At 72.5% G+C, this 16,340-nt stretch carries 17 protein-coding genes; 5 read left to right on the top strand and 12 right to left on the bottom strand.

What is annotated here, in order from left to right:
* Positions 1-144: 144 nt before the first annotated feature.
* A complete protein-coding gene (locus tag ACIBJC_RS05730) occupies positions 145-1,182 on the bottom strand; it encodes an NUDIX domain-containing protein (RefSeq protein WP_399288392.1) in 1,038 nt (345 codons plus the stop codon).
* 370 nt (positions 1,183-1,552) lie between these two features.
* On the opposite strand from ACIBJC_RS05730, the gene ACIBJC_RS05725 reads away from it, so the two are divergent.
* Both ACIBJC_RS05725 and ACIBJC_RS05720 read left to right on the top strand, forming a co-directional pair.
* Complete coding sequence (locus tag ACIBJC_RS05725; protein ID WP_329825693.1) at positions 1,553-1,732, top strand: hypothetical protein; 180 nt, start codon at positions 1,553-1,555, stop codon at positions 1,730-1,732.
* Between the two features lie 50 nt (positions 1,733-1,782).
* On the top strand, positions 1,783-2,172 hold the full coding sequence (locus ACIBJC_RS05720) for a hypothetical protein (RefSeq protein ID WP_399288389.1): 390 nt from the start codon (positions 1,783-1,785) through the stop codon (positions 2,170-2,172).
* Positions 2,173-2,263: 91 nt separating this feature from the next.
* Here the strand turns inward: ACIBJC_RS05720 and ACIBJC_RS05715 are convergent, their stop codons facing one another.
* The gene (locus ACIBJC_RS05715) at positions 2,264-3,223 is read right to left on the bottom strand and encodes an ROK family protein (RefSeq protein ID WP_384927469.1); all 960 of its coding nucleotides are present in this window, start codon (positions 3,221-3,223) and stop codon (positions 2,264-2,266) included.
* A 195-nt stretch (positions 3,224-3,418) separates the two neighbouring features.
* Between ACIBJC_RS05715 and ACIBJC_RS05710 the strand changes: the two genes are divergently transcribed.
* The gene (locus ACIBJC_RS05710) at positions 3,419-4,462 is read left to right on the top strand and encodes a LacI family DNA-binding transcriptional regulator (protein WP_399288385.1); all 1,044 of its coding nucleotides are present in this window, start codon (positions 3,419-3,421) and stop codon (positions 4,460-4,462) included.
* A 23-nt stretch (positions 4,463-4,485) separates the two neighbouring features.
* On the opposite strand, the gene ACIBJC_RS05705 is transcribed toward ACIBJC_RS05710, so the two are convergent.
* The 5 genes from ACIBJC_RS05705 to ACIBJC_RS05685 all read right to left on the bottom strand — a co-directional run bounded on the left by ACIBJC_RS05705 (position 4,486) and on the right by ACIBJC_RS05685 (position 9,059).
* Positions 4,486-5,766 carry a DUF6986 family protein gene (locus ACIBJC_RS05705; protein ID WP_399288382.1) on the bottom strand — a complete coding sequence of 427 codons (1,281 nt, stop codon included), beginning with the start codon at positions 5,764-5,766 and terminating at the stop codon, positions 4,486-4,488.
* Between the two features lie 169 nt (positions 5,767-5,935).
* Positions 5,936-6,898 (bottom strand): electron transfer flavoprotein subunit alpha/FixB family protein, encoded by a 963-nt coding sequence (locus ACIBJC_RS05700; protein ID WP_399288379.1) that lies wholly within the window; start codon positions 6,896-6,898, stop codon positions 5,936-5,938.
* Between the two features lie 100 nt (positions 6,899-6,998).
* Complete coding sequence (locus ACIBJC_RS05695; RefSeq protein ID WP_399288376.1) at positions 6,999-7,793, bottom strand: electron transfer flavoprotein subunit beta/FixA family protein; 795 nt, start codon at positions 7,791-7,793, stop codon at positions 6,999-7,001.
* Positions 7,794-7,991: 198 nt separating this feature from the next.
* Positions 7,992-8,498 (bottom strand): flavin reductase family protein, encoded by a 507-nt coding sequence (locus ACIBJC_RS05690; protein ID WP_399288373.1) that lies wholly within the window; start codon positions 8,496-8,498, stop codon positions 7,992-7,994.
* A 195-nt stretch (positions 8,499-8,693) separates the two neighbouring features.
* Entirely contained in the window at positions 8,694-9,059 is a 366-nt protein-coding gene (locus ACIBJC_RS05685) for a TlpA family protein disulfide reductase (RefSeq protein WP_399288370.1), read from the bottom strand.
* Positions 9,060-9,372: 313 nt separating this feature from the next.
* On the opposite strand from ACIBJC_RS05685, the gene ACIBJC_RS05680 reads away from it, so the two are divergent.
* Positions 9,373-10,101: a lysophospholipid acyltransferase family protein gene (locus ACIBJC_RS05680; RefSeq protein ID WP_399288367.1), complete on the top strand. Its 729-nt coding sequence runs from the start codon at positions 9,373-9,375 to the stop codon at positions 10,099-10,101.
* Between the two features lie 66 nt (positions 10,102-10,167).
* Here ACIBJC_RS05680 and ACIBJC_RS05675 read toward each other — a convergent pair whose 3' ends face one another.
* Together ACIBJC_RS05675 and ACIBJC_RS05670 are read right to left on the bottom strand one after the other, a co-directional pair.
* A complete protein-coding gene (locus ACIBJC_RS05675; RefSeq protein WP_399288364.1) occupies positions 10,168-10,863 on the bottom strand; it encodes a B3/4 domain-containing protein in 696 nt (231 codons plus the stop codon).
* Between the two features lie 60 nt (positions 10,864-10,923).
* Entirely contained in the window at positions 10,924-11,523 is a 600-nt protein-coding gene (locus tag ACIBJC_RS05670) for a transglutaminase family protein (protein ID WP_399288361.1), read from the bottom strand.
* Positions 11,524-11,623: 100 nt separating this feature from the next.
* On the opposite strand from ACIBJC_RS05670, the gene ACIBJC_RS05665 reads away from it, so the two are divergent.
* Positions 11,624-12,772, top strand: coding sequence for a hypothetical protein (locus tag ACIBJC_RS05665; RefSeq protein WP_399288358.1), 1,149 nt, complete (start codon positions 11,624-11,626; stop codon positions 12,770-12,772).
* Between the two features lie 56 nt (positions 12,773-12,828).
* On the opposite strand, the gene ACIBJC_RS05660 is transcribed toward ACIBJC_RS05665, so the two are convergent.
* The 3 genes from ACIBJC_RS05660 to ACIBJC_RS05650 are packed head-to-tail and all read right to left on the bottom strand — an operon-like array spanning position 12,829 to position 16,171.
* A complete protein-coding gene (locus tag ACIBJC_RS05660) occupies positions 12,829-13,917 on the bottom strand; it encodes a threonine aldolase family protein (RefSeq protein ID WP_399288355.1) in 1,089 nt (362 codons plus the stop codon).
* Entirely contained in the window at positions 13,896-14,693 is a 798-nt protein-coding gene (locus tag ACIBJC_RS05655; RefSeq protein ID WP_399288352.1) for an SDR family oxidoreductase, read from the bottom strand. The genes ACIBJC_RS05660 and ACIBJC_RS05655 overlap by 22 nt, the downstream gene beginning before the upstream one ends.
* A gap of 26 nt (positions 14,694-14,719) precedes the next feature.
* Positions 14,720-16,171, bottom strand: a complete 1,452-nt coding sequence (locus tag ACIBJC_RS05650) for a DUF6421 family protein (RefSeq protein WP_399288349.1) — start codon at positions 16,169-16,171, stop codon at positions 14,720-14,722.
* Positions 16,172-16,340 lie beyond the last annotated feature (169 nt).

The raw sequence follows: 16,340 nt of genomic DNA, 5'->3' as shown, positions 1-16,340 counted from the left end.
CCCCGGCCGGCCGGGATCTCCCCCGGCCGGCCGCGTGGAGCACGGTGGCGCACGGAGCGCCGCGGCTGTCCGCGGGGCAGGCTGTCCGGTCCGGCTGTCCGCGGGGCAGGCTGTCCGGTCCGGCTGTCCGCGGGGCAACGAGGGTCAGCCGACCGGGACTCCGTCCTCCAGGTTGAGCACCGTCCCGCGCTCCCTCGCGCGCAGCGCCCAGCGCAGCCGCGCGCAGCGGACGGGCGGGAGCAGCCGCGCCGCCTCCTCCTCGTCGACGAAGCGCCAGCCCCGTAGCTCCGGTCCCGGCAGCAGCAGCCTTCCTGCCTCCTCGGCGGACAGCCTGCCGCCGTCGAAGAGCAGCCGCAGCCCTCCGTACCCCGGGGGGCGCGGCGGCTCCCAGTCGACCACCAGCAGCTTGGGCACCTCGGTGAGTTCGATGCCTATCTCCTCGGCGACCTCCCGTATCCCGGCGCGGGCGGGCGCCTCGCCCCGCTCGACCACGCCGCCGGGGAACTCCCAGCCCGGCTTGTACGTGGGGTCGACGAGCAGCACCCGGTCCTGCTCGTCGAAGAGGAGCACCCCGGCCGCGACGGTCTCGGCGGCCGGTTCGGGTGTCTGGACGATCTCGCAGACCCCCGCCGCACCGTCCCGTACCGCCTCGGCCAGCGACTCGGCCGTCTGCCGCGCCGTCAGCGCGGTGTTGTCGATGACGTGGGCGTCCCCGGTCAGCCAGCCCAGCGCCGTCCGGTAGGGCTCGATGTGCTCGTAGGCCCAGCGGCGGTTGCGCTCGTTCGTCTCGGGATCGTCGGCGGCGTCCTCGCGTGCCGCGATACGCCCGCGCAGGATCGTTTCATCCGTGGACAGCAGCACGTGCCGTACGGGAACGCGGCGCGCGGCGAGCCCGCCGAAGATCTCGTCCCGGTACTCCTGGCGCAGCAGGGTCATGGGGACGACGAGCGCCCCGCCCACCTCGGCCAGGAGGGCCGCCGCCGTGTCGACCACCAGCCGCCGCCAGATCGGCAGGTCCTGGAAGTCACTCACCTCCGCGAGCTTCTTCTGCGGCAGCAGCCGTTCCATTTCCCCGCCGATCAGCCCGGGGTCGTAGAGCGTGCAGTGCGGGATCAGGTCGATCAGTTCGCGTGCGGTACTGGTCTTGCCCGCTCCGAACGCACCGTTGATCCAGACGATCACGGTTCCCCCTCTTCCGTAGGGCCTGGGCGTGTCGCGAAAGCCCCCAGTGGACTGCCCGCAACACCCTGCCACGGAAACCCCGTCCGGGATCAGAGCGCCGCTCCGGTCGACCGGCCGTGACCGAGCCGTGTCCCGATCGACACCGGGGCGCGCGGATACCCCGGCGGACACGTCGCGCCGTACCGGTGCCGCGCGATGTGTCCGCCGGGCCGTAACACAACCCCCGACGCGTCGTTGGAACCCTCGATGTCACAAGGGTCTTTCGTTTGGGTCCGGCTGGGTCAGGGAGCGCCCGCCGCGGCAGCGGCTGATGTCACTGCGGGCACGCGAGCCCAGCAAGACCCGAACGAAGCACCCTAGGGGGTACGGGATGCGCCGCACGGTGCTGGAGAAGTTTCCCGCGGGCGGGCCGCGCGGGAGTTGGCCGGCGGAGGAGTTCGCGCGGGCGCGGCGGGACGAGGGGACTCCGGCCGAGGTCGTGATGGATCTCGACTCCGACGTCTTCCTGGTCGTCGTACCGCAGCAGCAGGCGCCCGACCCCGCCTCCTGAGACCCGCCGGCGCCCCGGCACCGCGAACCGTACGACGTGGAGAGCCCGAGATGCCCAGAACACCGGCCGTACTGGCCGACGCCCTGTTCCTCGCCCTGTCCCTGGCCCTGGCGGGGATCGCCGTCCCGCTGACCGCCACCCCCGCCGCGGCGGACAGCAGCGCCTGCACCCATCACTTCTCGGGGCCGCAGATCTGCATCCGGCTGGAGGGGCGCGGCGCGCGGAACTCCGTCACCGGGATCTGGACCAACCCGCCGGACGATCTCGCCTCGCACACGGTGTCGTTGCTGCGGGACGGGCGGCTCGTGGACACGGCGACGGCCACGCGGTCGGGCAAGGCGCTGACACACACCTGGCCGGCCGGGGACACCGGGAGCGGTACCGAGCTGTGCGTACAGTTCCGCGGCAGCCAACGTCTGGCCTGCCAGACCACCCACTGACCGGCGCCCCCGGTCGCCAGGGGCAGGGACCGCGACGGGGGATCGGGGATCGGGCCGCGTGGTGCGCCGTCAGCACCCCCGCCCGGTTCTGTCAGCCGCCCACCGGCGCCGCCGTGCCGTCCCGCTGCCCGAGCAGGGCCGCCGCCGCCGCGCCCACCAGGCCGGCGTCCGTCCCGGTCAGCGCCGGGGCCACCGTCAGCCGCCGGACGAACGAGAGCGTCGCGTACTCCCGCAGTGAGCGGCGCAGCGGCGCGAACAGGACCTCGCCCGCGCCCGCGACACCACCGCCGATGACCGCGATCCGGATCTCGGTGAGCGCGGCGGTCGCGGCGATGCCGGCGGCCAGCGCCCGGGCGGCCCGTTCGAAGGAGGCGATGGCGACCGGGTGGCCGGCCCGTGCGGCGGCGGCCACGGCCGCGGCCGAGCTGTCGCCGTCGGGGCCCGGCAGCCAGCCGCCCTCCAGCGCCCGGCGGGCGATGTTGGGGCCGCTGGCGATCCGCTCCACGCAGCCGCGCGCACCGCACGGGCAGAGGTCGCCGTCCAGATCCACACTGATGTGGCCGATGTGGCCCGCGTTGCCGGTGGGGCCGGGGTGAAGCTTCCCGCCCAGCACCAGCCCGCCGCCGACCCCGGTGGAGACCACCATGCACAGTGCGTCGTCGTAGCCGCGGGCGGCGCCCTGCCAGTGTTCCGCCGCGGTCATCGCGACGCCGTCCCCGACCAGCTTCACCGGCAGCCCGCCGGTGGCCGCCCGCACCCGCTCCACCAGCGGGAATCCGCGCCAGCCCGCGACATTGACCGGGCTGACCGTCCCGGCGGAGGCGTCCACGGGGCCGGCGCTGCCGATGCCCACCGCCGTGGCCGTCGCCCAGAGCGGCGAGGCGGCCACCTCGGCCAGGACCTCCTCGACGGCGCGCATCACCGTCTCGCCGTCCTCGCGCGCCGGGGTCGGGCGCTGTGCCCGTACGAGGATTCTGCCGCTGCCGTCCACCAACGCCCCGGCGATCTTGGTACCGCCGATGTCGAGTGCGGCGACGGAGTCGGTATGCATCGGTGTGGAATCTCCTGGAGATGAGGCGTCCCGTGGGGACGGCGCGGAGCGGATACGGGTTCGCGGCTTCGACCAACAGTCTCCATTCCCCTGACAACGTTGTCCAGGGCCTATGCTCGTCCGCACGGCCCGGTCGGCGCACGTCGGCGCTCCCCGGGGCGGCCCGCCGACCGTACGACGACAGGACAGCGCACTGTGGCCGATTCCGCCCGCCGCACAGAACCCCGCTACGGGAACCGGCCCACGATGAAGGACGTGGCCGCACGGGCCGGGGTGGGGCTCAAGACGGTCTCCCGGGTGGTCAACAGCGAACCCGGGGTCACGGCGGACACCGAGCGGCGGGTGCAGGAGGCCATCGACGCGCTGGGGTTCCGCCGCAACGATTCGGCGCGGGTGCTGCGCAAGGGCCGTACGGCGAGTATCGGACTGGTCCTGGAGGATCTGGCGGACCCGTTCTACGGTCCGCTGAACCGGGCCGTCGAAGAGGTGGCCCGCGCCCACGGCGCGCTGCTGATCAACGGCTCCAGCGCCGAGGACCCGGACCGCGAGCAGGAGTTGGTGCTGGCGCTCTGCGCGCGCCGGGTGGACGGGCTGATCGTGATCCCCGCCGGGGACGACCACCGCTATCTGGAGCCGGAGATAAAGGCCGGGGTGGCGACGGTCTTCGTGGACCGGCCCGCGGGCCGGATCGACGCGGACGCGGTGCTCTCCGACAGCTTCGGCGGTGCCCGTTCGGGCACCGCCCACCTCATCGCGCACGGCCATCGCCGGATCGGCTTCATCGGCGACCAGCCCGGGATCCACACGGCGGGCGAGCGGCTGCGCGGCTACCGCACCGCGATGGCGGACGCCGGTCTCGCGATCGACGACGGCTGGGTCTCGCTCGGCACGACGGCGCCGCGCCGGGTCCAGGAGGCGGTCGTCGCGATGCTCGGCGCCCCCGAGCCGGTCACGGCGATCTTCACCGGCAACAACCGTGTCACGGTGACGGTGGTACGGGTCCTGGCGGCCCATCACCGACCGGTCGCGCTGGTCGGCTTCGACGACATCGAACTGGCCGATCTGCTGGCCCCGGGGCTCACGGTCGTCGCGCAGGACGCGGCGACCCTGGGCCGTACGGCGGCGGAGCGGCTCTTCCACCGGCTGGACGGCGCGGCCGACGCGCCGTCCCAGGTGGTCCTGGCGACGCGGCTGATCGCCCGGGGCTCCGGGGAGATCCCACCGCCGGCGGACGGCTGACCCGGCAGCTCCTCGGACCGGGCCTAGGACCGGTCCCTCGGCAGCGTGAAGCCCTCCAGGTCGGCGCGGGTCAGGCCGGTGAGCCGGGTGACCTCGTCGTGGTCGAGGGCGCCGCAGTCGAGCCCGCGCAGCAGATGGCCGCTGAGCGCCTTGGCGGTGGCGGGCTCGTCCATGACGGCGCCGCCCGCCTTGGCGACATAGGCGGCCAGCCGGGCGGCGGCGGGTTCCAGGCCCTCGCGGTAGAAGGCGTACACGGCGGCGTAGCGGGTCGGGAGATGGCCGGGGTGCATGTCCCAGCCCTGGTAGTAGGCGCGGGCGAGGGCGCGCCGTGTGAGGCCGTAGTGCAGCCTCCACGCCTCGTGCACCTGGGGGGTCGGGCCGACCGGGAGGACGTTGGTGGAGCCGTCGCTGATCCGGACGCCGGTGCCGGCGGCGGCGACCTGCATGACAGCCTTGGCGTGGTCGGCGGCCGGGTGGTCGCTCGCCTGGTGGGCGGCGCTGACGCCGACGCAGGCGCTGTAGTCGAAGGTGCCGTAGTGCAGTCCGGTGGCCCGGCCCCCCGCCGCGTCGATCATCCGGGCCACGGTGGCGGTGCCGTCGGCGGCCAGGATGGCCTGGCTGGTCTCGATCTGGATCTCGAAGCCGATCCGGCCGGGCGCCAGACCGTGCGCCGTCTCGAACTCACCGGCCAGCCGGGCCATCGCGGCGACCTGCTCCACGTACGTCACCTTGGGCAGCGTCAGCACCAGCCCGTCCGGGAGGCCGCCCGCCGCCATGAGTCCGCTGAGGAAGATGTCGAGGGTCCGGATGGAACGCTCGCGTACGGCCGCCTCCAGGCACTTCACGCGGATGCCCGTGTACGGGGCCGCCGTGCCGGTGGCGTACGCCTCGTGGACGAGCCGGGCGGCGCGGGCCGCGGCCTCGTCCTCCTCGGCGTCCGGGCGGGGGCCGTAGCCGTCCTCGAAGTCGATCCGCAGGTCCTCGACGGGCTCGCGGACCAGCTTGTCCCGTACGCGCTCGTGCACAGGACCGGCCAGCTCTTCGGAGAGGCCGAGGACGCGGGCCAGCGAGGCGGCGTCGGGCGCGTGTTCGTCGAGTGCGGCGAGCGCCTGGTCGCCCCAGGAGCGGACGGTGCCCGCGGTGTAGGCGTCGGCGGGCACGTAGACGGTGTGGACGGGCTGGCGGGTGCCGGGGTCGCCCGGGTAGCGGCGGGCCAGTTCGGCGTCGACGCCCGCGAGGGAGGCGCCGACGGCCTCGGTGACCGCCGCCGGGAGGCTCGTGGCGATCTTTTCGTGCTGGCCCATTCCCGCACCCTTCTTCTTTTCCGCCCTGCGGAATCAACAATCCGTTGCCGGAAGTTAAGCCGCAGGTCCCGGCCGCGTCAATGGCGACCCGGAACCACGGTCGGGGAATGGCGCGGGGCCGCGCGGTGGAGTCCACCGCGCGGCCCCGGGGCGTACCGGAAGGGTCGGTTCAGCCCTTGCGGGCCTTGACCTCTTCGGTGAGCTGCGGGACGACCTCGAAGAGGTCGCCGACCACGCCGTAGTCCACCAGGTCGAAGATCGGTGCCTCGGCGTCCTTGTTGACGGCCACGATGGTCTTGGACGTCTGCATGCCGGCGCGGTGCTGGATCGCGCCGGAGATCCCGGAGGCGATGTAGAGCTGCGGCGAGACCGACTTGCCGGTCTGGCCGACCTGGTTGGAGTGCGGGTACCAGCCCGCGTCCACGGCGGCGCGCGAGGCGCCGACGGCCGCGCCGAGCGAGTCGGCGAGCGCTTCGATGACCGCGAAGTTCTCGGCGCCGTTGACGCCCCGGCCGCCGGAGACCACGATCGCGGCCTCGGTCAGCTCCGGGCGGCCCGTGGACTCGCGCGGGGTACGGGAGACGACCTTCGTACCGGTGGCGGCGTCGCCGAAGCTCACGGAGAGCGGTTCGACGGTGCCCGCGGCCGGGGCGGCCTCGACCGGGGCCGAGTTGGGCTTCACGGTGATGACCGGGGTGCCCTTGGAGACCCGGGACCTGGTGGAGTACGCGGCGGCGAACACCGACTGCGTGGCGACCGGGCCCTTGCTGTCGGCCTCCAGGTCGACGGCGTCGGTGATGATGCCGGAGCCGATACGGACCGCGAGGCGCGCCGCGATCTCCTTGGCCTCGGCGGAGGACGGGAAGAGCACGGCGGCGGGCGAGACGGCGTCGTACGCGGCCTGCAGCGCGTCGACCTTCGGTACGACGAGGTAGTCGGTGAACTCGGCGGCGTCGGCGGTGAGGACCTTCACCGCGCCGTGCTCGGCGAGCGTGGGCGCGGTGGCCTCGGCGCCGGCGCCGAGCGCGACGGCGACGGGCTCGCCGATACGGCGGGCGAGCGTCAGCAGCTCCAGGGTGGGCTTGCGGACGGCGCCGTCCACGTGGTCGACATAGACGAGAACTTCAGCCATGGGATTGCACTCCTGCGGATGCGAGGGGTCGTGAGGATCTGGTGGCCGCGGGGCCCGAAGGCGGGGTGAGCGGGACACCGAAGGCGGTGGTGACCGGGGCTCAGATGAACTTCTGCTCCGCGAGGAAGGCCGCGAGCTGCTTGCCGCCCTCACCCTCGTCCTTGACGATCGTGCCCGCCGTACGGGCCGGGCGCTCGTCCGCCGAGTCGACCAGGGTCCAGGCGCCTTCGAGGCCGACCTCGTCGGCGTCGATCTCCAGATCCTCCAGGTCCCAGGACTCGACCGGCTTCTTCTTGGCGGCCATGATGCCCTTGAACGAGGGGTAACGCGCCTCGCCCGACTGGTCCGTCACCGAGACGACGGCCGGCAGGGATGCCTCCAGCAGCTCGCTCGCGGTGTCGCCGTCGCGGCGGCCCTTGACCGTGCCGTCCTCGACCGAGACCTCGGAGAGCAGGGTGACCTGCGGGACGCCGAGCCGCTCGGAGAGGAGCGCGGGCAGGACGCCCATCGTGCCGTCGGTGGAGGCCATGCCGCAGACGACCAGGTCGTAGCCGGCCTTCTCGACGGCCTTGGCGAGCACCAGGGACGTGCCGAGCGCGTCGGTGCCGTGCAGGTCGTCGTCCTCGACGTGGACGGCCTTGTCGGCCCCCATGGAGAGCGCCTTGCGCAACGCGTCCTTGGCGTCCTCGGGGCCGACGGTCAGTACGGTGATCTCCGCGTCGCCGTCCCCGTCGTACTCCCCGGCGATCTGGAGGGCCTGCTCGACCGCGTACTCGTCCAGCTCCGACAGCAGGCCGTCCACATCGTCCCGGTCCACGGTCAGGTCATCGGCGAAGTGCCGGTCGCCGGTGGCGTCGGGCACGTACTTCACACAGACAACGATCCTCAGGCTCACGCCGGCTCTCCTACCGCATCGTCATTTCTGGCTGCCTTGTTGCACGCAGCATAGGCGCCCTGCCGGGCTGTTTCCGGTCGGGATGACCGGAGCCACGGAGTTGATATTACTCGCCAGTACACCCAGAGCGTGCCCGCTGAGCAAGCGCTTGGAACTGTGACATGACCAACGTACGACAGGGGCCGGGCCAGGGAACTCTCAGTCGCGCAGCGCGTTGAAGCGGCCCTGGTGGTAGAGGAGCGGCCGGCCCGCCCCCGAGGGGTCGCCGACGACGGCCTCGGCGACGATCAGCCGGTGGTCGGCGGCGGGGACGCGGGCGACGACCCGGCAGACCAGCCAGGCCAGTACACCGTCGAGCAGGGGCACGCCCTCGGGGCCGGTCCGCCAGGCGGTGGGCGGCGCGAAGCGGTCGGCGCCGCTGCGCGCGAACGTCGCGGCCAGCCCGGCCTGGTGCTCCCCGAGTATGTGGACGCCGACGTGCTCCGCCTCGGCGACGACCGGCCAGCTCGACGAGGAGACACCGACACCGAAGGAGACCAACGGCGGCTCGGCGGCGACGGAGTTGAGCGAGGTGGCGGTGAAGCCGACGGGGCGTTCGCCCCGCGCGGTGATGACCGCGACGCCCGCGGCGTGCTGCCGGAAGACCGAGCGGAGCAGGTCGGGGGAGGCAAGCCGGTGCGTGCCGAGGTCAGGGGTCGCCGTCATGGCAAGATCCTTCTGCGAGGTGTGACGAACGGGTCCGTGGCTGCTCAGAGAGCCGGACAGCGCGCGCTCGCGTTGCGGGCCAGGTCGACATCGGCCCGCCCGTGGAGAAGGAGTTCCTGGGGCACTTCGTCAGGGTGACCACGGGTGGTACACACCGTCAAGTGCGTGGGTCACAGCGCCGCGTACCGTGCCGGGTCACACGGCCGCGCCCAGCGCGGCGATCACGTCCACCTTGCGGGGCTGCCCGGCGGCCCTGCGGACGATCCGGCCACCGGCGTCCAGGACGAGCACGGTCGGGGTCGTGACGATGCCCAGCTCCCGTACGAGCGCCAGCCGTTCCTCGGCGTCCACCTCCACATGGGCGACCCCCTCGACCATCTCCGCCACCTCGGCGAGCGTGCGCCGGGTCGCCCGGCAGGGCTGGCAGAACGCGCTGGAGAACTGGACGAGCGTGGCCCGCTCCCCCAGCCCGGCGCCCAGATCGGCCGCGCCGAGCCGCCGGGCACCCCCGCCGTCGGCCTCGTCCGGCGGCGCCGCACCGCCCCTGTCGTCCGTCCGCACCTGCTGCCTCCCGTCGCCTCGGCGGCGCGCCCTCCCGACCGCCGTCACCGCCGGGAGCAGCGTCCGCGTGGCCGCGAAATATTCCGCGGGCCAGGTCCGCCCCCTGAGGGCGCTCGCGCGTTCTCCCTGGCCGGCCCGGACACCCGGCGTCCACGGTGGTGTTCACGGCGACGTGACGAGAATCTCGCCCCGCGCTTACACCAGGACTGGCCACCAGGCGTCTGATACGGCAACATCGGCGCAATGCCGAAAACCTACGGCTGCGTAACTTCCGCCGGGAGAACCCTCCCCGGAACAGAAGGGTCCTCCCCAGATGGCAGAGCTCGTCTATCGGCCGGTCATCGGCGCCGCTCGCACGATGTTCAAGGCGCTGGACCTGAAGATCGACACGCAGGGCTCCGAGCACATCCCGCGCACCGGTGGCGCCGTGCTCGTGAGCAACCACATCAGCTATCTGGACTTCATCTTCACGGGTCTCGCGGCGCTCCCGCAGAAGCGGCTGGTGCGCTTCATGGCCAAGGACGCGGTGTTCAAGCACAAGGTCTCGGGCCCGCTGATGCGCGGCATGAAGCACATCCCGGTGGACCGCAAGCAGGGTGAGCAGGCATACGCCCACGCCCTCGACTCACTGCGCGCCGGCGAGATCATCGGGATCTTCCCCGAGGCGACGATCTCCCAGTCCTTCACGCTCAAGAGCTTCAAGTCGGGTGCGGCGCGGCTGGCGCAGGAGGCGGGCGTCCCGCTGATCCCGGTGGCGCTGTGGGGCACCCAGCGGGTGTGGACCAAGGGCAAGCCGCGCAACTTCAAGCGCAGCCACATCCCGGTGACGATCCGGGTCGGCGAGCAGATCGAGGCGGCGGCGGACCAGTACGCGGGCGCGATCACGCGGCGGCTGCGCGACCGGGTGCAGGAGCTGCTGGAGGCGGCGCAGCGGGCCTATCCCGTACGTCCCAAGGACGCGAGCGACACCTGGTGGGTGCCGGCGCATCTGGGCGGTACGGCGCCGACCCCGGCCGAGGCGCGCGCGGCCGAGCTGAGCTGAGCGGCGCCGAGCGAGGAAACGTCTCTGCTGACGTCTCGGGGGCTCGGCGCCGTATGCCGTCCCGGGTCAGTGGGCGGCGCGTACCGTGATCCGGGCCCCGGGGCTGAGCTCAGCCAGGTTCTCGGCGAGTTCCGTGCCCGCCGCGTCGAGCTCAGGGGCGGTCATGGGGGCAAGGCCCTCCAGCAGGAAGACGGCGTTCACCGACTCCTCGGTCAGCCGGGTGCGCACCCCCTGGCGCCAGTTCCAGCGCCGGCAGGTGACGCCCTCGTCGTCGCGCCAGACGACCTCGCCGGGCTCGGGGTGCTCGACGGCACTCGCCCCGTCCGCGGCGGTCGGGAACGGCTCCTCGCCCGTGGCCCGCACGAGCCGCATGGCGCCCGCGATCCGGTCGGTGTCCTCGCCGCCGACGGGCACGAGATACGCGACGCTCACGGCGTTGTAGAGGTCGACGAGGAGATTGATCCGCGGCAGCCCGGCGTCGGTCAGCGCGCGCCGGGCCAGCGCCTCCGCGGAGTTGCGGGTACGGGACGGTTTGGCCCCGAAGGCGGTGTACGCGGCGCGCCAGGCAGCGAGGTGCGGGTCCTCGTGCGGGGCGCGTCCGCCGAGGCGGGCGGCGAGCCGGCGGGACGCGTCGTCCAGCAGGGCGGAGCTCGCCTCGTTGCTGGGGCCGTTCACCAGGCCCCGGGCCTCCACGACGAGCGGGGTGAAGCCGGGGGCGAGGGCGCGCACCTCGTCGGACACGGTCAGCGTCAGGTCGGTCATGGTCTTCGTCTGCCTTGCCTTGGAGTCTTCCGTGGTCCTGGCGGGCAGGACCGGATGCTGTCAGAGAGCCGTGGGGAGCGTCCGCCCCAGATGGTTCCGGTCCGAGGCGGCTTTCAGCGCTCCCAGCACGGCGGGATGCGGTGCATCATAGAGTACCGGATAGTCCACCTCACTGAACTCCGGTCGCACGGTCCAGGCCAGCCGCTCCTCCCCCAGGGAGAACCGGGCGTCGACGCCGGGCTTGTTGCCGCGCGGGTCCTGACGCGCCCAGGACGGCCGCCCGGGCAGCCGGAGGGCGACGAGTCCGTGGACGACCGGGGCACCCCCGTCGTCGTCCGCCAGCCGCTGGTAGCAGAGGGCGGCGGGGACGGACCCGGCCCGCAGCAGCGCCGCCAGCGCGTGGCTCTTCGCGTAACAGATGCCGGTGCGCAGCGCGAGGACGTCGGAGGCCCGCCAGGTGACCCGTTGGTCGTCGGTGTCGAAGGAGTGCGGAATGGTGTCGCGGACGTATTCGTAGGCCGCCTCGGCGTATGAATATGCATCGTCGTGGCCGATACGGAGCCGGGCCGCCGTCTCCCGTACGAGCGGATGCCCGTGATCGATGGCCTCATCGGCTGCGAGATAGGCCACTATATCCGGGTTGTGTTGGACCATTTCCATGGCGGCGACCTTAGACAACCGACCAGTCGAGACGCAATAATTTCCCACTCTGCCGCAATTCCATGCAGTATCCGAGGAGCGTCCCTTAGGGTGCGGTCGTATGACCGACCGCGTTCTGGAAGTCCTGCGCGCCCGCCCCGAGCTGGCGGACCTGGCGGCGTTTCCCTTCAACTTCGATGTGAACAGGGCGTACCACGTCGAGGTGGTGCGTCTGGCGTCCGGTGCGTCGCTGGAGCCGATCGCCGGGGACGACACCGGCGGCACGTACTTCCTGTGCGGGGGAACGGCCGTGCTCCACGCCTCCTCCGAGGGGAGCGCCGTGCTGCTCGCGGACAGTGTCGGCGAAGCGCTCGAAGTCCTCGTCCGGCTGCCCTGGTGGTGCGAGGAACTCTCCGCCGACCTGGGCGAGGAGGACCTGCTCGCCGCGGTCCGCGCGGCGGACGACGCGGCGCGGGAGGAGTTCGCCCCCGAACTGGACGCGTGGCGGGCGGCGTTGATCCGCGGTCTGGGCCTGCCGGACCGGCCGTTGACCGAACTCCTCGCCCGGTCGGAGTCGGCCGCCCTGCGCACCGATCCGGACCATGTCCTGCTCAACTCCCGCGAGCTGCGCGCGTACCGGCTGGACGAGTCCTGCCGACGGCCCCTGCGCGAGATCGTCCTCGGCCCCGGGGCACCGGAAGAGGCGGGCGCGGAGAACGAGTTCACCTGGATCGAGCCGGCCGTTCGGCAGGGGCTCGGCGAGCACGCCCGGATCGCCCTCATCCGTCTGCTGGACGACACGGGCCCGGACGCGGACCGGCTCAGGGAGCTGAGCCGGGCGCTGGAGCGTGTCGGCGACCACGCCCAGGCGGCCCGCGCCCAGGCGGCCCTGCTGGCGCTGCGGGACACGGCGTGGGACCGCGCCTCGGCGGCGTACGCGCTGGCGCGCCTGGAGCGCCGCACGGGCGATCTCGCGGCGGCGGGGCGGGCGCTGGAGCAGGCCAGGGCCGCGGTCGGCGCCGGGGGCGGTACGCCGGACGCGACGGTCGTCGAGTGGCACCGCCGGGGGCTCGGCCGGCTGATCACGGAGCAGCATCTGGAGCTGGTGCTCGCCGCCGTCGAGGCGGGTGACACGGAACTCGCGCGGGCGACGATGGCACACGCCAGGCTCCTGCTGGGCACGATCGGCAAGGAGTCGGCGAAGGCGCTCAGCCGGCTGTCCACGCGGGCGAAATGGGCGGTGGCGGGGGACCGCCCGTCCGGCGCCTGACCCCCGCGAACCGGCCGCGAACCGGCCGCGCCCGCCCCGCCCCGGCTCCGCGGCGCCTACGCGGCCATCTCCTCCTTGAGCGCCTGGACGAACGCGTCGACGTCGTCCTCGGTCGTGTCGAAGGAGCACATCCAGCGGACGTCCCCGGCGTTCTCGTCCCAGAAGTAGAAGCGGAACCGCTTCTGGAGGCGCAGGCTCACGGCGTGCGGCAGCCGGGCGAAGACGGCGTTGGCCTGGACCGGGTGAAGGATCTCCACCCCGTCGACCGCGCGGACGCCCGCCGCGAGCCGCCGGGCCATGGCGTTGCCGTGCCGGGCGTTGCGCAGCCACAGGTCACCGGCGAGGAGCGCCTCCAACTGCACGGAGACGAACCGCATCTTGGACGGGAGCTGCATCGAGAACTTCCGCAGGTGCTTCATGGCCCGTACGGCGTCCGGGTTGATCACGACGACGGCCTCGCCGAAGAGCATGCCGTTCTTCGTGCCTCCGTAGGAGAGGACGTCCACACCGGCGGTGTTGGTGAAGGTCCGCATCGGGACGTCCAGCGACGCGGCGGCGTTGGCTATCCGGGCGCCGTCGAGGTGGACCTTCATGCCGAGCCCGTGGGCGTGCGCGCACAGGGCGCGGATCTCGTCGGGCGTGTAGACGGTGCCCAGTTCGGTGTTCTGGGTGATCGACACGGCCTGCGGCATGGCACGGTGCTCGTCGTCCCAGCCGTACGCCTCCCGGTCGATCAGCTCGGGGGTGAGCTTGCCGTCGGGCGTCGGTACGGTGAGCAGCTTGAGCCCGGCGACGCGCTCGGGTGCGCCGCCCTCGTCCACGTTGATGTGCGCGGACTCGGCGCAGATCACGGCGCCCCAGCGGTCGGTGAGCGCCTGGAGCGCGACGACGTTGGCGCCGGTGCCGTTGAAGACGGGGAACGCCTGCGCCGTCGGGCCGAAGTGGCTGTGCATGATCCGCTGGAGATGGCCGGTGTACTCGTCCTCGCCGTACGCGACCTGGTGGCCGCCGTTGGCCACGGCGAGCGCCGCGAGGATCTCGGGGTGGGCGCCCGCGTAGTTGTCGCTGGCGAAGCCGCGTACCTCGGGGTCGTGGTGGCGGCGCGCGTCCGTCGTACGGGACCTCACGGTCCTGGGGTCAGCCACAGGCGGTTTCCATTCACTTCCCGGGCGGGCCTGTCCCAGACCCCGGCGATGGCCTCGGCCAGTTCCGTGACGTCGGTGAAGCCCGCGAACTTCGCGTTCGGCCGCTCGGCGCGCATCGCGTCGTGCACCAGTGCCTTGATCACCAGGATGGCAGCCGCGGCCCGGGGCCCCTCCTCGCCCCCCGCCTTGCGGAAGGCGTCGCCGAGGGCGAGCGTCCAGGCCTCCGCGGCGGCCTTGGCGGCGGCGTACGCTGCGTTGCCCGCGGTGGGTTTCGAGGCGCCCGCGGCGCTGATCAGCAGATATCGGCCCCGGTCGCTGCGCAGGAGCCCGTCGTGGAAGGCCAGGGAGGTGTGCTGGACGGTACGGATGAGCAGCTTCTCCAGCAGTTCCCAGTCGGCCGGGTCGGTCTCGGCGAAGGTGGCGCTGCCGCGCCAGCCGCCGACGAGATGCACCAGCCCGTCGATCCGCCCGAACTCCTTCTCGGTCCTGGCCGCCCACGCCCGGGTGGCGGCGAGGTCGAAGAGATCGACGGTGTCGCCGGTGACCGTGGCCCCGCCGTGCGCGTAGCGGGCGGCGTCCACCGACGCGGCGAGCCGCTCCGGGTCCGCGTCCGCGGCTATGACGGTGGCACCGGCCTCGGCGAGCCGCAGCAGCGTGGCCCGCCCGGCGGGACCGCCGGCGCCCGCCACGGCGACGACGGCGCCGTCCAGGGCGCCGCGCCCGTCCGTGTGCGTGCCGGTGGCCGGCTCGGTGTTCGCTTCCCGCCTCGCCGCCATGGGCGCCGTCTCCTGCCTCGGCGCGCTCATGCCGCCGTCCGGTCGGTCGCCGCTGTCGCCGTGGTGGTTCCGGCGGTTCCGGCGGTGTCGGTGGGTTCAGGGGTTTCCGCGGTGATACCCCGGGTCGAGGCGATCACGTGCTTGAGCTTCTTGGCGAGCGCCTCGTAGAACATGCTCAGCGGAAACTCGTCGGGAAGCACGTCGTCCACGAGTTTCCTGGGCGGCTGCGAGAGGTCCAGGGCGTCGGGGCCCTTGGCCCAGCGGGATCCGGGGTGCGGGGCGAGATACGTCGAGACCAGCTCGTACGCCGCGAACCAGTGCACCAGCTTCGGCCGGTCGATCCCCGCCCGGTAGAGCTCCTCGATCTCGGCGCAGAGCTGGTTGGTGACCTGGGGCGCCCGCTCCCAGTCGATGCGCAGGGTGTTGTCCGTCCAGCGCACCACGTCGTGCCGGTGGAGGTAGGCGAAGAGGAGCTGGCCGCCGAGACCGTCGTAGTTGCGCTCGCGCGCGCCGGTGACGGGGAAGCGGAACAGCCGGTCGAAGAGGACGGCGTACTGGACGTCGCGGCCCTGAGGGAAGCCGTCCGCCTCCAGCCGTACGGCCTCGCGGAAGGCGGTGAGGTCGCAGCGCAGCTCTTCCAGGCCGTACATCCAGAACGGCTGGCGCTGCTTGATCATGAAGGGGTCGAAGGGCAGGTCGCCGTGGCTGTGGGTGCGGTCGTGGACCATGTCCCAGAGCACGAACGCCTGCTGACAGCGGTCCTGGTCGGCGACGAGCGCGCGGATGTCGTCGGGCAGGTCGACTCCGAGGGTGTCGACGGCCGCGTCGATGACCCGGCGGAAGCGGGCGGCCTCGCGGTCGCAGAAGATCCCGCCCCAGGTGAACCGCTCGGGGGCCTCGCGCACGGCGATGGTCTCGGGGAAGAACACCGCTGAGTTGGTGTCGTACCCGGCGGTGAAGTCCTCGAAGGTGATGCCGCAGAAGAGCGGGTTGTCGTAGCGCGTGTGCTCCAGTTCGGCGAGCCACTCGGGCCAGACCATGCGGAGCACGACCGCTTCGAGGTTACGGTCCGGGTTGCCATTCTGCGTGTACATGGGGAAGACGGCGAGGTGCTGGCGGCCGTCCGTGCGGTCGGCGGCCGGCCGGAAGGCGAGCAGCGAGTCCAGGAAGTCCGGGACCGCGAAGCCGTCGTCGGCCCATTGACGCAGGTCGGAAACGAGGGCCGCGTGGTAGGCGGCGTCGTGCGGGAGCAGCGGGGAGAGCTGCTCAACCGCGGCGATCACCCGATCGAGTGTCCCCTCGACGAGCGCGCGCGCCGGGGCGCCCTCGGCGTCGAGGTCGATCGAGCCGTCCGGGGACTGCCAGGGGCGGATCTCCTCGACGGCACTCTTGAGTTGAGGCCACGCCGGGTGCGCGATCACGCGGTCGGCGTCATTTATGCCGGGCCCAGGGGTGTCCTGCACAAGGATTTCCGTCATGTCACTTCCTCCGCAGAATATCTTGGCGTCAAGACAGTCAAGGAACTGTATAGGTGTCCTGATCTCCACCACAAGCGAAGATCAAACAAATCGTCCTGCCGATACCCCTTGGTCACCGCTGATTTTCCTGTGGTTTCAGGGTTTGACGCCTTGATTCAGCGTAGCTCCG

Origin of the sequence: Streptomyces sp. NPDC050509 (assembly GCF_044457965.1) — a bacterium.
Classification (GTDB): Bacteria; Actinomycetota; Actinomycetes; order Streptomycetales; family Streptomycetaceae; genus Streptomyces.
This window is presented reverse-complemented; position numbering and strand designations above follow the sequence as displayed.